Below are 17,228 nucleotides of genomic sequence, written 5' to 3'. Positions count from 1 at the left end.
GCCAGTAGGCATTTTCACGCGCTTGGCGCGCTTATTCAAGCTCATACTATGGATTAATCGCGATAAATTAGCTAGATAACCTGAGTCTTACCAGCATAAAAAAGGGCTTAGTCACGAGTGCGACTAACCCCCTGATACCATGCGTTGCTGTGCTCGCAATCGCATTCGTTCTCGGCTAACGTTTGAAGGGTAAAATACTGGCTAATGATGCTCCATTTACGCCGCAAACAAGCCTATTAAAATCATGGTTATTTGACTGGTATTATTTTGCCACAGCAGCAAACAGCTGATTAAATTTCTCCAGCCCTTCCTGTACCGTCTCATCACTAATGGTTAATGCGGGCAAGAAACGGATCACGTTACCGTAAAAACCACAGGCCAGTAGCACTAAGCCATGTTCGGCGGCATTGGCGATAATGGCTTGGGTAAGTGCTGTATTGGGTTGGTCTTTGTCACCATCGACAAACAGCTCCATGGCGATCATCGCGCCTTGATTGCGCACCTCGCCAATCAGCTGCGGATAACGCTGTTGCAGCGCGGTCAAATGCTCGTTAAATGTCGCGCCAATCTGCGCCGCACGCTCAACTAAGTTTTCTTCGGCAATGACCTCTAGTACAGCCAGCGCCGCCACGCAGCCCACGGGCGAGCCACCATAAGTACCACCAAGACCACCGGGAAGCGGCGCATCCATAATGTCGCTCTTGCCCACCACGGCCGCCAGTGGGAAACCGCCGGCAATGCCTTTCGCCATGGTGATAAGATCCGGCTCCACCTGGGCATGTTCGAAGCTAAACATCTTACCGGTGCGGCCAAAACCACTTTGAATTTCATCGGCAATTAATACAATGCCATGTGTATCACACAGCGCGCGCAATGCCTGTAAAAATTCAGGTGGCGCAATATAAAAGCCGCCTTCGCCCTGCACTGGCTCAACAATAATCGCTGCCACATCGCAAGGGGCGATATCGACCTTAAACAGGTTTTCAATCGCTTTAAGTGAATCTTTCACGCTCACATCATGCAGCGCCATTGGATAAGGCGCGTGGAAGATATCACCGGCAAAGGGGCCAAACTGATGCTTATACGGGCTGATTTTACCCGTTAGCGCCATGGTTAAATTGGTACGGCCATGAAAACCACCATTAAAGGCGATAACGCCGCGACGCCCCGTGTGCGCACGGGCTATTTTGACGCAGTTTTCCACGGCTTCGGCGCCAGTGGTCACAAAAATCGCTTTCTTATCACTCGGCCCCGGGGCGATAGCAGTCAGCTTTTCGGCCAGTTCAACCGCCGATTCATAAGGATTAACCATCACGCAGGTGTGGCTAAATTTATCCAGCTGCGCCTTAACGGCTTCGACTATTTTTGGATGGCTGTGGCCGGTATTACATACCGCGATGCCTGTGCCAAAATCGATATAACGTTTGCCTTCCACATCCCACAGCTCAGCATTGCTGGCACGTTCAACATAGGCGGCATAGGCGTTGCCCTGACCTCGGGCGATGGCGTTCACTTTACGTGCTTGTAAATCTGCGTTGCTCATTTTGAAATCCTTTAATCTTATTGAGTTACTTATCCAGTCCGCCAAGGCACAGGTACTTAATTTCTAAATAATCATCGAGTCCATATTTTGACCCTTCACGGCCATTACCCGATTGTTTTACGCCGCCAAAAGGCGCAGCCGCATTAGAGATAATGCCTTCGTTGACGCCAACCATGCCATATTCAAGTCCCTCAGCAACACGGAAAATACGGCCAATATCGCGGGCATAGAAATAAGCGGCTAAACCATATTCGGTATCGTTAGCCAGCGCCAAGGCTTGTGCTTCATCGTCGAAACTAATGATAGGTGTGACAGGGCCAAAAATTTCATTACGTGCCAGCGCCATATCATTGGTGACGCCAGTCACTATCATAGGCGCAAGAAAGCTTTCGCCTAACTCACTGCGCCCACCGCCAGCAATCACTGTCGCGCCACTGGCCACAGTGTCGTCCACCAGCTTTAGCACATCGTCGACCGCGGTTTTAGAGATCATCGGGCCAACGGTGACCCCCTCGCTCAAGCCATCTCCAACCTGCAAACCCGCCACGGCGGCGCTGAATTTCTCGGTAAACTCGGCGGCCACCTTGCTTTGCACTAAGATGCGGTTGGTACACACACAGGTTTGACCCGCGTTGCGGTATTTCGACACCAAAGCGCCCTGCACTGCGGCGTCGATATCGGCATCATCGAATACGATAAAGGGCGCATTGCCACCCAGCTCCATCGACACTTTTTTTACACTGGTGGCGCACTGGGCCAGTAAAATTTTGCCCACCGCAGTGGAGCCGGTAAAGGTAAACTTAGCCACGTCTGGATGCTGGGTAAGCACCTTGCCCATACCCGCAGCGTCTTCACCCACCACAATATTAAACACCCCGGCTGGGATCCCGGCGCGCTCGGCCAGCTCAGCCATGGCGAGTGCCGACAAGGGAGTCGACGGCGAAGGGCGCGCCACAAAAGTACAGCCTGCCGCTAAGGCCGCTGCGGCCTTACGAGCGATCATCGCGTTGGGGAAGTTCCATGGGGTAATCGAGGCCACCACACCAACTGGCTGCTTGATCACAATAATACGCTTGTCACTGGCTGGCGCCGGAATGGTGTCGCCATAGACACGCTTGCCCTCTTCGGCAAACCAATCGATAAAGGCCGCGCCATAGGCAATTTCACCCTTGGCTTCTGCCAGCGGCTTGCCCTGCTCTAGGGTTAATATGCGGCCCAAATCATCTTGATGTTGCATCATCAAGTTAAACCATTTACGCATCAGTGCGGCGCGCTCATTGGCGCTCTTTTTTGACCACGCTGGCAGGGCTTTTTTAGCGGCCACTATCGCCGCTTGGGTTTCATCACAGCCAGCATTGGCCACCTCGGCCACCACCTGTTGATTGGCGGGATTGACCACCGCAAAACGGTCGGCGCTATCGACCCAGTTACCGTCGATATATGAGGCGAGCTTGATTAACTGGCTATCTTTAATTCCCTGCATAAATACTCCAAATCAAAAGGGCTGAGCTTTTAGTCACTAAATTTGTCTATTGAATAGCAAAAGCAACTCAGGTTAAATACAAAATAATCAACACAATGTTTTATGACGGTAAAACTTATGAGCAAGCAATCGATCATCCCTAAGGCTGTCACCGAATATGACCTACGCTTGCTGCGCATTTTTCGCACCGTAGTGGAGAATGGCGGCTTTGCCGCAGCCGAAGCCGAACTGGGTGTCACCCGCTCGACCATTAGCGTGCATATGTCCAACCTTGAAAGCCGCATGAAACTGAAATTGTGCAGCCGAGGCCGTGGCGGATTTGCCCTGACCGAGGCGGGACAAGCCGTGTATCACGCCTGCATAGAACTGTTTGACTCACTCAATGATTTCTCTATGTTTGTGAATAACCTAGGCGAGGAGCTGATCGGCGAGTTGGTGATCTTATGTGCCGATCAGTTAGATCACACCATGCAACAGAAACTGGCACAGGTGGTGGCCTACATCCATGCGCGCCAACCCCAGCTACACCTGATTTTAGACGGTGAAGCGCTGCACCATATCGAGAAATCGTTACTGCAAGACAAGGCCCATGTGGGCTTACTGCCAAGCTATCAGCAGATTGAAGGATTGCACTACCGCACACTGTTTAGCGAGCCTATCTATCTGTGCTGCAGCGCTCAGCACCCCTACTTTGAGCTCAGTGATGCCCAGATCAGCGCCGAAATGCTGTCAAAAACCGCCTCTATCCACCCTGGCGTCGATATCGATCCCGATGGGCGCGAGCAATTAAAACGCTTAAATTTGTCAGCAAAAGCGTATCAGTTTGATACTCGTAAAACCTTAATTTTATCGGGCTGCTATATTGGATACCTGCCGCTAAGCTATATCCAGCAAGAGCTAGAGGCGGGTCAGATGAAGATAATTCACGGCGATGCCGCCAGTTATCCGTTTAATTTGTCGATGGTGTATAAGCACTCGGCGCGAGAAACCGCCAAAGTCGAGCTGTTGATGGCGGCGTTTAATGAAGTGTTTGGCCTAGATATGCCCAGTTAGGTCCTATCAAGCCGTTAACTTAACAGCCAGCAGAGCACTCGCCAGTGTTTGCCTTTCATCACCAGCTCGGATGCCTAGGCCCTAAATTCACCGGCTCATCGGCAGACTGAAAGCTTGCCCCCAAGATAGGGCTATACGAGTTCCCCCTAAAAGCGCGTTAGTAACTCGGCGCTAAAATCTTGCGCGCCTACCGTTAGCCCTAAACGCTCAATCTGCTGATTAATCCGGTTTAGCTCAACGTCCACCTCACCTAGGGTCAAGGTGTTGTCATCTAACAGGTAAACAAATTTTAAGCTAGTGTAATAGAAGCTCAAAATAATCAACGCATTGACATCGTTGTTCTGTGCCGCAAGTTTAATGGCTTTTAGTTTTCGATAGATGCGATTATGCAGCGCTTTTAAACGCGACACATAATAGATCTCTTTAAAATAGGCATGATGCCGCTGTCGATATAACACCCCACCACATAAAGCAAAAGCTAACAGTACGCCTAAAAAATTAAGATGAAAATTACCCGTCGATTCGCCAGTCGCTACTTCAACTTGGCCCCATATCCTGATCAACAGCTGGCCCATTAGTAACGACAAGAAAGCAAGGCAAGCAATAAACACTATGATCACGCGGTTTAAATGTTCACGGTAGGTGATCTTGTCTATTTCGATTAATTTCATCTGACGTCTCTGTAAATAACCCAAAAAATAAGGCGTAAGATTACCATGGCTTACCCATAAAATGGCATTACACCACTATATTTAAACTAGGTGTAATTACGCTCATTGCCTTGTCGAGTCGAATTGCATGCGATGACGTGATAACAGATTTAACAGAAACAAAACAAATAGCAGTAAAAACATCTAGACGTCTAAATTGACAGACGTCTTTCAATCTCATATCCTCTTGCTTAATTGAGATGACCACATCGCATCGAGGCGATAGGTTCCTGCAAGGAGGGCATGGGAACCCTAGGTCAGCACCTTGTTTTAACGACACGTACTCGCCTAGCGAGGCTAAGCAGTGAGAGAGAACACATTGACAACACCGACACATGAGCAACATGCCCCCGCTTCTAGTGAGCCACAGGCTTCTTTTATTGCCTTAATACCCTTACTGGTATTTTTAGCCTTATTTATTGGCGCTGGCGTCTACTTTCAAAACCAAGGAGTAGACTTTGCCTTTTATCAACTTCCTAGTGTCATCGCCATTTTACCCGCCATCATTTTGGCCCTACTGATCTCTAAGCAGAAGCTCAACCAAGGGATAGAAACCTTTATCGCTGGTATTGGCCATTCCAATATTATTGCCATGTGCTTAATCTATTTACTGGCTGGCGCATTTGCCTCGGTCGCTAAAGCGACAGGCGGCGTTGATGCCACCGTCGCTTTAGGACTGTCGTTAGTCCCCTCTAACCTGTTGCTTCCGGGATTTTTTGTCATCGCCGCCTTCATTGCTACTGCCATGGGCACCTCAATGGGCACTATCGCCGCTGTAGCACCTATTGCGCTCGGCGTGGCTAACGAAGCCCAAATTGAGCTAGCGGTGATGGCCGGGTCGGTGATCTCCGGCGCGTTATTTGGTGATAACTTGTCGATCATTTCTGACACCACTATTGCGGCGACTCGCACCCAAGGCTGCCACATGAAAGACAAATTCAGAGAAAACCTGATTTTTGCTATTCCGGCCGCCATCATCACCATGATCTTCTTTACCCTAGCAGGCCAAGGTCAAGCGGATGTTGCGCCACAAGAAATTGATTTTATTAATGTCATCCCCTATTTAACCATTTTGGTTTTGGCAGTCTCAGGGCTTAACGTGTTTGTGGTACTGACTGTGGGCATATTGCTTGCTGGTGCGACCGGGTTATTCACCAGTGACTATGACTTCATCATCTTTGGTAAAGATATCTACGCAGGTTTCACTAACATGCAGGAGATCTTTATTCTATCTATGTTAGTCGGTGGACTCGCGGCCTTAATGCAGCAACAAGGCGGCTTAGCTTTTGTTAATAAACAGATTGAAAAATTGATCGCCCGCTTTTCCAAACATAAAGGTGAAGCATCGACGCGTGCCTCTGAACTGGGTATTGCAGGCATGGTTGCCCTGACCAATACCTGTGTGGCAAATAACACGGTATCGATTGTGGTAACGGGTAATATCGCCAAAGACTTAGCAGAGAAACATCAAGTTACGCCTAAACGTGCGGCCAGTATCTTAGACATCTTTTCATGCATAGTGCAGGGACTGCTCCCATATGGCGCGCAGGCATTATTGATCGCCTCTATCTTTGCCATCAGCCCCATTGAAGCGGTGAGCCACGCTTGGTACTGCATGGTATTAGCACTGGTTGCTATTGCAATTGTGATTTTACGTAAGCGCCATTAATGCAGCGCAGACACATAGAGAAACAACTGTTAAGGAATTAATTGCAGTTGTGTATTAAGCGTTAATTATGGTTTAAACTACCACCTTAGGAATATAAGGCGACCACTCACCCTATCGTTAGATGCATCTGTAAATAAACGATATGAGACAGTGATGACTGATCGCCGAATGAATCAAGGGAGTGCAACTACTGCACTCCTTTTTATTTATCGCAATCCTAACTGGCGATGTTATGACAAGATATAACCCCATCAATTACGATTTCCACCGCATGGTGATTTTTACTATTTTAGCTGGCACAGTCGTCGCCATTGTAGGAATATCCATTACCTTACTCGCCCAATACCAATTGATGGGCAACTTGATTTTTAGCCAACTCCCTAGCAATTTGGGCAACTATATTCGCTCGCCACTGGCATACATTTTTAACATGGGGCTGATCCTCACCGGCATTTGTATGTTACTGGCCATGTACGGTTTACAGCAGTTGCACTTGAACCAATTTAGCCACACCATAGCCCTGGTGGGATCCGCGGTAGGCATTAGCATCATACTCATGGGGATCTACCCGATTAATTACCTGTTTGAGCACAGATTATTTTCAACCACTTTTTTAATCAGCACCCTAAGCCTCTATTGTATTAGCTTGTTAGGCCATATTAATCATAAAAATATCTGCCCAACGCCACTGATGATCGTCAGCCTGTTAGGCGTATGCTGCGCCTCAGTACTCGCGTTCATGCTCAACTGGGATAGTTTAAGTTTTGATCCCTGTCCCCATGGCGAACAGGTTCCCTGTGTACTGACCTATCTGCTGTGGTGTCAAATCCATTTAGTAACCATCTGGTGCATCATACTGGCGCTCAGTATCAAGAAGCTGGCGAGAAAAAGCTATTACGACTCGATATCGGCCAAGCTGGCTGTCACCTGGTAAACACCCACAACCAATTAAGTTACTAGATAAATAATTTAAACAGTTAATCGATTGAAGTATCTGACTATAATAAGCTTTTCTATCCCTATTTTAATTTAATCAGAGTCCGTCATGCGTTTAGCTCAATATATAGCCCTTACCGGTTTATGCTCTCGCCGCGGTGCGACCCGACTTATCCGTGATGGCCAAATCAGCATCGATGGCCGCCTAGCTAATCATATCGACAGCGTTACCCTAATCGACACCCCGCAAGGCCAAGCGGCGCAGCAACACATTTGCTATCAAGGCAAACCTTTGCCCGCTGTGGAGCACAAGCAATATTGGATGCTCAACAAGCTGGTCGGCACCGACTGCCGCCTGCTGCCCCACGACCCATCTAGCCTGTGGCATCTACTGCCCAAGCAGCCGCGCCTTTACCCTGTGGGGCGGCTGGATAAAGACTCACGCGGCTTATTACTCTTGACCAACGACGGGGAGTTGACACAGCGTTTAATGCACCCCGATTTTCACCACCGTAAACGTTATCGAGTGCGACTCAATAAAGCGTTCGATGAGCTATTTCTTACCCAGATGGCTGCTGGGGTTAGCTATAAAAACCTCACCACCTTGCCCTGCCAAGTACGGCGTTTAGATGACAGTCAGTTTGAAATAGTGCTCACCCAAGGGTTAAACCGCCAAATACGCCGTATGAGTCAAGCATTGGGTTATCGGGTAGTCGACCTTGAGCGTGTGGCCATTGAGTCTTTATCACTTGGTGACTTACCGCCTGGACAATTGCGGCAACTAACAGATCATGAGCTAACCGCATTGCAGGCCAGTATTGCATAAGGGCTCGGCCTAGAAATAAAAAGTTGGCATTTTTGAGTTTTATTTGAGTAGCGTTTGGCGTATTCGGTGTTGGAGTGAGTGAAGCCTAGCTTCGGGCTCACTAAAGAGCAACAGGGATTGTCGAACTGACTTGTAGACATGGACGTTATTCCAGCACATCCATGTGGGAACGGCGAAATCATCCATGATTTCAAAGGCTAAAACCGCACTTACCCTGGGTTATTTCCTCTGAGATAGATAAGTCGGTATAGGTATGGCGGTGGGGGTTGGTGGCATGGATGCCACCGTCGAGCGTATAGGGATATACTTGCAGCGACCCACCGAAATACCTGCACGAAAGGCCTGCTGCAGGCAATTGGTTGCCATAAAGGTTAACGCTACCATCAATAAATAAAAACTAACTCGACTAAATGCTACAAGCCAAAAATGCCAGCCCCTTCATTCGAAGGCCAGAACACTAATAAGATGGTACGCCCCACCCACACGCTAAACTTAACATTGTTAGGTTCAGTTAAATAAAGGTGACCATCATGACTACTATTCGCGTTATCGGTATCGATTTAGGAAAGAACACATTTCATCTTATCGGCCATGATTACTCAGGTAGAGAAGTCTTCAGAAAGAAGCTTAACAGACAAAAGCTGCTTCAATTATTATCAGTTCATGAACCTGTTATTGTTGCGATGGAAGCTTGTGGTGGCGCTCATTGGCTGGCGAGGCGGTGTGAGTCTTATGGACATCAAGTCAAATTGATTCCTGCTCAGTATGTTAAACCTTACGTAAAAACAAACAAAAATGACTTCATCGACGCTGATGCAATTGCAGAAGCGTCAATGCGTCCAAATATGCGTTTTGTCTCTCCAAAAAGTGAATTAGCTCAAGTATGTACAGTCGTCCGAAAAATCAGAGCAGGTTATCTCAAGGAAAGAACAGCGTGCATGAATAGGATTGGTTCAATTCTTCTAGAGTTTGGGATAAGTTTTCCGAGAGGGCATCACAACATGAAGAACCTATTTCAGTATTTGGCCGATAATAAAGAACCCGTTCCACCAATGTTAATTTTGGAGCTTAGAGAACAATTAGATCATTACAATCAATTGAATACATGGGTTAAAGAGCAGGAAAAGAAATTAGAAAACTTGCTGAAAGACGATGAATTGTTAACTCTTTTACAAAGTGTCCCAGGAATTGGGCCAATGACAGCTTCTTGTTGCTTGTCAACTGTAGGGAACCCTACCGATTTTGCTAATGGTCGTAATTTTGCTGCTTGGATTGGTTTAACGCCATATCAATATTCTACTGGTGGCAAATCAAGAATGCTCGGAATATCGAAACGAGGAAACAAAGAGCTTAGAGAACTATTCGTCCATGCTGCTAGGGCTGTTATCTGGAGAGATGGGACGGCTGAACGTTACTTTGGCTCTTGGCTTATTGACCTGAAACGACGGAAACCATTCAATGTTGCCCTTGTTGCTTTAGCAAACAAATTGGCTCGGATAGCATGGTCAGTAATGGTGACTCATAAAGCTTTTGAAATAAGAGTTTAAATCAGATTTGCAGATGATATATAAAGATGACAAAACGGTTAGACCACCAGATTGAAGACCTGATGGACAGAACAGCAACATAGAATGCTTTCACGCTTTTGAGGACAATCTGGCGCGGATCTCATCGTAGAGCTGGGACTAATGCAAGTCTCAAACAGACTCTGAATACATTAGCGCAAACCAACTCCGTTATTTTTGATTTATCACTTGCAAAACGGGGCGTACCATACATTCTGTCCAAAAATAATTTAGCTTTTAATGGTTCTGTGGATACCAATTACGGCTAAATCAAAGAGAGTGATAAGTCGGTATAGGTATGGCGGTGGGGGTTGGTGGCATGGATGCCACCGTCGAGCGTATAAGGAAATACTTGCAGCGACCCACCGAATTGCCAGCCCGGAAAGCCGCGGCAGGCCATTGAAGATCAAATGCTACAAGCTGCCCTTTGGATAGCACTAATTCGAGAGCTTTAACTCGATCACATTCCCCTCTGGGTCGTTGATATAAACCGAGCGCCCGAAACCTTGGGCCCCATAACGCTTGGCGAATCCCTCTGTGGTAATGTCAAACTCAGCGAGATAACCCAGTAATGCCTGCTCATCCATTGAGGTGATGAGCAAGCATACATGGTCGACATTACGGCCATCTTGCTGCGGTGCCTTGCCACCGAGACGGCCGAGTTCACTATCGCAAGTGACAATATCAATGAGGGCGGTGCCTGCACGCAGTTGAGTTAAGCCTTCTTCTGCTAGCTGCCGCTCCAGATGGCAGCCAAGTACCTGCGTATAAAAATGCAGCATAGCCTCAAGCTTGGTGGTACGAAAAACCACATGGTCCACTCCCTTAACCTCTATCATACGCTGTGACCTCCTATGATGATGGTGCCGTTATTTATCGCTGATTGCTCTAAGAGTAACCAGTTGATTGTCCACTTAAACACAAATTGCCCCTGTTATTCAAAAATGGGGCTTAGCTATTTTGTTATTGATATGATTTAGGGTAGCTTGTGGTTATCAGCTTTGATGGAGCCTTTTATGAAACAAGGTAAGCATGACGCACAACTGTTAAAACTCGCCATGGATATTGGTGTAGGTTACGCAAAAAAACGCGGATTTGCCGATTTCGGCAAAGGCATCTCTCCTAAAGATAAAGTCGAATGTATCTACCGGCTGTTAGTGCAAGATAAACTAATCCAGCCCTTGGCCACAGACAAAGAAGATGGGCCGAATATGAAGCACAAATTGATCTTATGGATCAGTCGACAGCTGCCAGAAGATCACCCGCTGCTTAACTAAACATAGCCATAGGCGTTGGTCACTCGACTGATGCCTATGCTCTTTTGCCCCTTGCCACGCCACTCATTACGCTACAACCATGACAACGTATTGGCTAGCGATCCATTGGGATCTTGCAGCCTTGATTAAGTAACTTACTGTATTAAATAGCTTACTGTTTATAATTATTAGGGATGCTGATGACCAACAGCATTCATATTGACGCCTATAATCTATAATTAGTCATCGGCTAAGCATTTGAAAGAAACCTTGTCTGTTAATTGCGGTGGCTAATATAATTAACCACCGTGAAGACACTATCACTGATAGGCGTTAAACCGATGGCGTCACTAGCTGATCGTCGGCAGGGATCACCAACACATTGCTACGGATACGGCTCAGCATGGCTTCGGCAGTATTACCAATAACACAGCCAAGCAAACCACGGCGCTGACGAGCCCCAAGCACCACATAACGAGCCCGTAAACGACAGGCCAGTTCATATAAACACAGATCCGGCTCACCCGCTAAAATATGAATATTATCCTGCGGCAAGCCAAGCTCATCGAGCTGAGATTGATAACGCTGATGAGCCTCTTTAACCAGAGTGCGGGGATTGATGACATCCATATCCCTGAGGATCTTAGGTACTCTTACCACATAGGCCAGATGTAATACGCACCCAGTGGCCTTGGCAAGTTGGCGAGCATAGGCAATCACATTATGGTTAAGTTGCTGCTTTATCGGTTTATCACTGCCTAAATCCACCGCCATCAGCACGCTATTGGCGCGATTTAATGGATTATCGGTCAATAGCATCAGCGGAATTTTTACATTACGGATCAGGTGCCAGTCCACAGGTAAGTAGTGGTCGGCATCCTGAACGGCTTTAATCATAAGATCAAAGCCATGGCGCATAGAATGATGACAGGCATGTTCGAATAGATCTTTAGTCCACACAGTGTTGACTGGAACATCGTCTATCTTAAGTGATTGCAGCTGCGCTTCAATGTCACTGTTACGCTGCTTCATTATTTGTAATTTCGCCGAAGCGGCAAGACGAGGGCTATAACACTCTTTGCCACTAAAAGACTCATAACTATAGTCAAACACCTCGGCCGTTTTACCCAAGGCACTAGCAAGCTCCACTCCTGTGGCAATTGCATCGGCTTGTTGCTGCTTTTTTTGCGAAATGATAAACACCTTATCCATGGTTTTCTCCTACCGCTAAACCTTAAGTTGAGCTTAGTCACGGTTTGTGACTTACGCCTTGATCTTGGTCATAAAATTAACCAAGCTCACTATCATATACACCATTGTGGCAAGAGGCCAATATTGCCATAGATAACTCTGTTCTGGCACTCTGTTTAGGCATACCCCGTAATGGCACGCAAGGGCAAACGGCATCATCGCTGGTCACTATCCACTGTGATAGACGAGATGCTAACGGGACGCTTAATCGGCCCGAGCTTGCTCAACTGGCACAGTGACCTTGCCTAAAAAGAACACCTAAGCGTCTCTAGCACTCCCCCCGCTAAATGGGTAGCAACAGATAAAAAAATACCCATCATTCGATGGGTATTTTTATTAGCTTAACTGGCTCTCAGTGGCATCAGTTAACGGGTGACACCACAAACAGTAGTTCACCTTGTGAGACCTGCTGACCGTTGCTGTTAAGAATACGCTCAATGCGATATTGCTTATCTTCAGGGTACAGCACAGCGCCTTGGCGGTTAAAGCCTGCAAGCGTCACCTGTGAGAACATTTTCATCGCTTCGGTTAACGCCAGCGTCTGATCGACAGTAACGATGTCACCCTCTTTGACGAAGTCCGCTTCACCCGGTGCTGGCGAGGTATAGAAGATACCCGCACCTTGTGCCAATACTTTTAGCTCATTACTCTCACCGACTCGTAGCGACTCGGTATCGACACCCACAGTTTCCGCTGCAGCTTCCATTTCGGCAATCAGCTCAGGAATATCCAGCTCAGCCATGAAGCGTGGCAGATAGTTAGTGTCATACACCCCTTCGTTGAAGGTACCATCTTTTAAGATACGCGTGAGCAACGGAATATTGGTTGCAATACCTTTAATAACCACTTCGTTGGCAAGATAGTCATGCAGCTTGTTGATCACATCTTCGCGCGACTCACCACGGCAGATGATCTGGGCGATCAAGCTATCATAGTATGGTGATACCTCTTTACCTTCACCGGCGATAGAGATGATTTCGATATCATCGCGCTCAGGCATCGCATATTCGGTGATCACCCCTGGATGCGGTAATAACTGCAGTATACCATTGCTGTCTAATGCTGCTTTCTCGGCAGTGACACGCACTTCGATAGCATAGCCAATCTCTTGTGGCTCAAGGTGCTCAATAGAGCGACCCGCGGCAATGTCGAAACCGGCGCTGACGATATCAATACCCGAGGTTGCTTCAGTAACCGGATGCTCAACTTGCAGACGAGTATTCATCTCCATGAAGTACACTTCATTGGTATCGAGGTTGTAGATAAATTCTACCGTACCTGCACCCATGTAATCGGTGGCGTCGCCTAATGCGCGCGTGTATTCCATCACCTTCTGCTTAAGCTCATCTGGCAACATAGTCGAACCAGACTCTTCAATCACTTTCTGGTTGTTACGTTGTACCGAACAGTCACGTAACCCCAGTACCTTAGTGTTACCAAACTGATCACGCAGTAGCTGCACTTCAATATGGCGTAAAGAGGTAACATATTTCTCTAGGTAAAGGTCACCATTACCAAATGCCGCCGCCGCTTCGGTAGAGGTCTTTTGGAATAGAGAGATCATATCTTCTGGGCGCTCAACAACTTGAATACCCTTACCGCCACCACCTTGTACCGCTTTAAGCAGCACAGGATAGCCAATTTCGCTGGCCACGTTGACCGCTTGCTCTGCGTTGGTCAAGATACCGTGACTACCTGGAACCACAGGTACATTTTGCGCTTGCGAGGTTTTAATCGCATTCGACTTGTTACCCATGGTCGTCATGCTATGCACACTAGGGCCAATGAAGTTGACACCGTTATTAACACATAATGCGGCAAATTGCGGGCTTTCAGACAGGAAGCCAATACCTGGGTGCAGCGCATCAACTTTCTCATATTCAGCAACTTTCAGCACTGAGTATGCGTTTAGATAACTTTCATCAGAAGTGTTACCACCGATACAGACCAGCTTATCGTTTTCATCAAGCATATCGGCTGGTACCGAGGTCATATCGGGATCTGACGCCACTAATACCACGCTAATGTTGTTGTCATGAGCCTTACGGATTAGCTTAACCGCAGTACAACCACGAGCATGAACCAATACTTTCTCAATAGGCTTCATCAACTGACGAGGATCATCTTGTACTATCTCATCCTCGGCCACTTGCATTTCAGGCACTAAGGTTGAAATGGCATTGCCAATAACATCTTCAATCTTAGCCGTTGGCTTAGGCATTAATGGATCGATACCGCTAAGTTGCTCATCTATGGTGTCGCTAAATGGATTGGTGACCAAGGCGTTCATTGCGCCCGGAACCTTAGACAGATAATTCGACAGCGTCGAGGTGGACGGCAAGTATGCTGGCACTACCATCTGACCTGCAAACGGCATATTAGTGCCCGACAGGTAATATGTTTGCACCAAAGGATGGGTCACAAAACTGGCCTGAGCACCACCGGTACAGTCCCCGAAACCAAACATCAAGACTGGCAGTTCGTTATCACGAATGAAACGAGTAATACGGTCGTTCACCACCGCCATAGAGAACAGCGCCGCCGCCCCTTCTTTGGTCTGCATACCACCTGAACTGATGAAACAGATAACCGGCAGTCTGCGTTTAGCACATTCGATCAACAAGGCACTGAATTTCTCGGCGCTGGCCATATCGAACGCACCCGCTTGGAATGCGGTATTGGATACGGCGATACCCGCACGAATAGTTTGCCCCTTGTACTCAACATTGGCGGTCCCCGTGATCAAACCGCATGGACGAATGCCTTTATCGAGTGCATCTTCAATCGATAAACGGAAACCTGGGAAATTAAGCAGGTTAGCCGACATTTTGTCGCCGTTTAGCTCATCAAAATCACTGAAGAATTTAGCAATGACATTTTCCCAAGTCATCTTACCCTTGCGCTTCTCATCGCGAAGCACTTTCTGGATAAGCAGATCTTGATAACCCATGGTCAAGCGGTTCCAGAAGTCTTTACGACGACCAATGCGCACAGGGTTGATGGCACCAGTGTAGTCGCTGCTCTTCTCTTCGCTGGCAAAATACTCAGGCAGTAGACGCTCGAAGAAATAGGTCAAGATAACGAATAGACTGTCGTTAAGTTGCGGGAAACCGACGCTCTTCCACTGCTCTGTTTTAGTCAGCAGATCGGCACGGTTTGACTGCGACATGAAATACTTCAGCCACTTATAGAACTTGTTCTTATCGTTAGCAGTATCTTGTTTAGAGATAGCGCGATCGATTGAGTCATGTAGCAGGTTGTCGACAGAGGCGCGCGATAAACTCTTCGTCATCATGGCTTCTTTCGCGATTGAGGCTAAGTTACCCACCACGTTGTCATACAGCGCATTGAAAATTAAGATGTTATAACATTGCCAAATAAAATCTTCGCGCAGTTCGTCATGGACGATCACATCCAGAACGGTCAGCTGATTAAGCTCTGGCCAATCGGCTTGTGTCACTTCATCAGGCAAGCTTTCTAGATATTGGATTAAGCCTTTGAAGTTGTTTTCGGCGTTGCCTTTCCAACGGTGGTATAGCGACCAACCGATATTAAATAACAGTGCCTTACGCGCCTTCTTATAATTCTCTTTAGGCTCACCTAAAATAAACCGCGTCAGCATGTTTCGTTCAGTAGACACATCATCGCGCTTGGCGGTAAAGTTGCTCCATAACTTATTAAGATCTTCATCGTAAACCAGTTTATCTGGGCTAGATAGCCAAGACTGGAACACCTTATCTTGCTCTTGCTGAATACGCGCCAGCAGATCGCCCTCTGGTACGCTCACCTTAGATAAGCGGCCATACTGCTCTTGAGAAATCGAATGAATACGACTACGTAAGGTTAAGTAACGCAGGTAACGGTATGAACTACCGAATAAATTGAGGTGCATCGTTGGGTTATCAGCAACCGATAATCCTGCCTGCTCTTCTAAGGCTGACAGGTTCTTCGACGGACTCAGGAAACGATTTAAGCTGCGGTCATAATGCTCACGTAAATCTTTCGACTCGCGCACAAACTGCACCGCGGCATTCTCAACCGCTTCTATACTGCTAATGATCGCACGGCGAAGATTATGCTGACGCTCATCTTTATCTGACGGTGAAAAATCGATAATGCCATCAATACAACCCGAGGTGTAAAGCTCTTCTGGCGATACGCCCACCGACTTAGCACACTCTTGCCATGACAAGTTGTACTTACGCGCAATGCTTTGCAAACCTTGAGGCTGAATGGTGTTAAAAATACCATCACGCAGTGACAACAAAATGTTGGCCGCGGCCAAGGGGATTGCACCACCAGAATAGCCAGCACCAATCACGATACCGACCGTCGGAACATCGACGTTGGCACTCTCGGCAATGGCTTTAGAAATCGTATGTGCTTGGTTTTGACTGTTCGCCACTTCACCGGCATCGGCACCAGGGGTGTCAATAAGGTAAACGATAGGCATAGACAATTCGGCAAAGTGACGAATGGCCGCACAAGCCGCTATATGATGCTCAGGCATCCACGCACCATTACTAGTGGTGCGCTCTTGAGCAATAAAACCGATACGGCGAGTGCGAGTGCCAAAATTGAGCTCAACCTCAGCACTGTAAAATGGGCCTAAGTGTTTATCGGTGATCAACTTGCCCTTGAGATCGGCAATAACGCGCTTAGCGCCAAGGCGGTTTTTATCTAAGGTGGGTTGAATCACTCTAGCAACGTAACCGTCTACGTCTAACTGTTCCAATTCCTTAAGATTAGACTGAATCGTCTCTTCACTTAATAAACCGTTAATCTGCTCTGACAGACTCTGCTTACTGTGTTTTGGAAACAGAGAAAAATCTTGTGCCAAATGCTCTGCTTGAAGAAAAAGCGGATCGGCAGTTTGAACCTGAGTCGTGTTTGTGGGCTGATTGGTGCTGGTCATCAATTGATCCTCTGCTTTAGC

12 protein-coding genes are annotated in these 17,228 nt (G+C 47.4%); 6 read left to right on the top strand and 6 right to left on the bottom strand.

Annotation, left to right across the window (positions count from 1 at the left end):
• Positions 1 to 262 precede the first annotated feature (262 nt).
• Positions 263 to 1,543 (bottom strand): 4-aminobutyrate--2-oxoglutarate transaminase, encoded by a 1,281-nt coding sequence (gene gabT, locus DN599_RS01305; protein ID WP_110455854.1) that lies wholly within the window; start codon positions 1,541 to 1,543, stop codon positions 263 to 265.
• 25 nt (positions 1,544 to 1,568) lie between these two features.
• Positions 1,569 to 3,026 carry an NAD-dependent succinate-semialdehyde dehydrogenase gene (locus DN599_RS01300; protein WP_110455853.1) on the bottom strand — a complete coding sequence of 486 codons (1,458 nt, stop codon included), beginning with the start codon at positions 3,024 to 3,026 and terminating at the stop codon, positions 1,569 to 1,571.
• Positions 3,027 to 3,143: 117 nt separating this feature from the next.
• On the opposite strand from DN599_RS01300, the gene DN599_RS01295 reads away from it, so the two are divergent.
• Entirely contained in the window at positions 3,144 to 4,079 is a 936-nt protein-coding gene (locus tag DN599_RS01295; RefSeq protein ID WP_110455852.1) for a LysR family transcriptional regulator, read from the top strand.
• Between the two features lie 146 nt (positions 4,080 to 4,225).
• On the opposite strand, the gene DN599_RS01290 is transcribed toward DN599_RS01295, so the two are convergent.
• Entirely contained in the window at positions 4,226 to 4,750 is a 525-nt protein-coding gene (locus DN599_RS01290; protein WP_110455851.1) for a DUF3087 family protein, read from the bottom strand.
• Positions 4,751 to 5,108: 358 nt separating this feature from the next.
• On the opposite strand from DN599_RS01290, the gene DN599_RS01285 reads away from it, so the two are divergent.
• From DN599_RS01285 to DN599_RS01270, 4 genes are all read left to right on the top strand, one after another.
• Entirely contained in the window at positions 5,109 to 6,458 is a 1,350-nt protein-coding gene (locus DN599_RS01285) for a Na+/H+ antiporter NhaC family protein (protein ID WP_110456750.1), read from the top strand.
• 232 nt (positions 6,459 to 6,690) lie between these two features.
• Entirely contained in the window at positions 6,691 to 7,392 is a 702-nt protein-coding gene (locus DN599_RS01280; RefSeq protein ID WP_110456749.1) for a DUF998 domain-containing protein, read from the top strand.
• A gap of 111 nt (positions 7,393 to 7,503) precedes the next feature.
• The gene (locus DN599_RS01275; RefSeq protein ID WP_110455850.1) at positions 7,504 to 8,220 is read left to right on the top strand and encodes an RNA pseudouridine synthase; all 717 of its coding nucleotides are present in this window, start codon (positions 7,504 to 7,506) and stop codon (positions 8,218 to 8,220) included.
• Between the two features lie 530 nt (positions 8,221 to 8,750).
• Positions 8,751 to 9,767: an IS110 family RNA-guided transposase gene (locus tag DN599_RS01270; RefSeq protein WP_110455849.1), complete on the top strand. Its 1,017-nt coding sequence runs from the start codon at positions 8,751 to 8,753 to the stop codon at positions 9,765 to 9,767.
• A 455-nt stretch (positions 9,768 to 10,222) separates the two neighbouring features.
• On the opposite strand, the gene DN599_RS01265 is transcribed toward DN599_RS01270, so the two are convergent.
• A complete protein-coding gene (locus DN599_RS01265) occupies positions 10,223 to 10,624 on the bottom strand; it encodes a VOC family protein (RefSeq protein WP_110455848.1) in 402 nt (133 codons plus the stop codon).
• Positions 10,625 to 10,801: 177 nt separating this feature from the next.
• On the opposite strand from DN599_RS01265, the gene DN599_RS01260 reads away from it, so the two are divergent.
• Positions 10,802 to 11,062, top strand: coding sequence for a DUF5062 family protein (locus tag DN599_RS01260; protein ID WP_110455847.1), 261 nt, complete (start codon positions 10,802 to 10,804; stop codon positions 11,060 to 11,062).
• 312 nt (positions 11,063 to 11,374) lie between these two features.
• Here DN599_RS01260 and DN599_RS01255 read toward each other — a convergent pair whose 3' ends face one another.
• Complete coding sequence (locus DN599_RS01255; RefSeq protein WP_110455846.1) at positions 11,375 to 12,253, bottom strand: universal stress protein; 879 nt, start codon at positions 12,251 to 12,253, stop codon at positions 11,375 to 11,377.
• Positions 12,254 to 12,653: 400 nt separating this feature from the next.
• A complete protein-coding gene (locus DN599_RS01250) occupies positions 12,654 to 17,207 on the bottom strand; it encodes an ATP-binding protein (RefSeq protein WP_110455845.1) in 4,554 nt (1,517 codons plus the stop codon).
• Positions 17,208 to 17,228: the final 21 nt, after the last annotated feature.

The organism is Shewanella algidipiscicola, assembly GCF_900380485.1.
Classification (GTDB): Bacteria; Pseudomonadota; Gammaproteobacteria; order Enterobacterales; family Shewanellaceae; genus Shewanella; species Shewanella algidipiscicola.
This window is presented reverse-complemented; position numbering and strand designations above follow the sequence as displayed.

Bases quoted from the DNA above. Each gene is read 5' to 3' on its own strand.
- DN599_RS01295 (WP_110455852.1), top strand. From the start codon at position 3,144: ATGAGCAAGCAATCGATCATCCCTAAGGCTGTCACCGAATATGACCTA.
- DN599_RS01300 (WP_110455853.1), bottom strand. From the start codon at position 3,026: ATGCAGGGAATTAAAGATAGCCAGTTAATCAAGCTCGCCTCATATATC.
- DN599_RS01255 (WP_110455846.1), bottom strand. From the start codon at position 12,253: ATGGATAAGGTGTTTATCATTTCGCAAAAAAAGCAGCAACAAGCCGAT.
- gabT (WP_110455854.1), bottom strand. From the start codon at position 1,543: ATGAGCAACGCAGATTTACAAGCACGTAAAGTGAACGCCATCGCCCGA.
- DN599_RS01270 (WP_110455849.1), top strand. From the start codon at position 8,751: ATGACTACTATTCGCGTTATCGGTATCGATTTAGGAAAGAACACATTT.
- DN599_RS01250 (WP_110455845.1), bottom strand. From the start codon at position 17,207: ATGACCAGCACCAATCAGCCCACAAACACGACTCAGGTTCAAACTGCC.
- DN599_RS01290 (WP_110455851.1), bottom strand. From the start codon at position 4,750: ATGAAATTAATCGAAATAGACAAGATCACCTACCGTGAACATTTAAAC.
- DN599_RS01280 (WP_110456749.1), top strand. From the start codon at position 6,691: ATGACAAGATATAACCCCATCAATTACGATTTCCACCGCATGGTGATT.
- DN599_RS01265 (WP_110455848.1), bottom strand. From the start codon at position 10,624: ATGATAGAGGTTAAGGGAGTGGACCATGTGGTTTTTCGTACCACCAAG.
- DN599_RS01275 (WP_110455850.1), top strand. From the start codon at position 7,504: ATGCGTTTAGCTCAATATATAGCCCTTACCGGTTTATGCTCTCGCCGC.
- DN599_RS01260 (WP_110455847.1), top strand. From the start codon at position 10,802: ATGAAACAAGGTAAGCATGACGCACAACTGTTAAAACTCGCCATGGAT.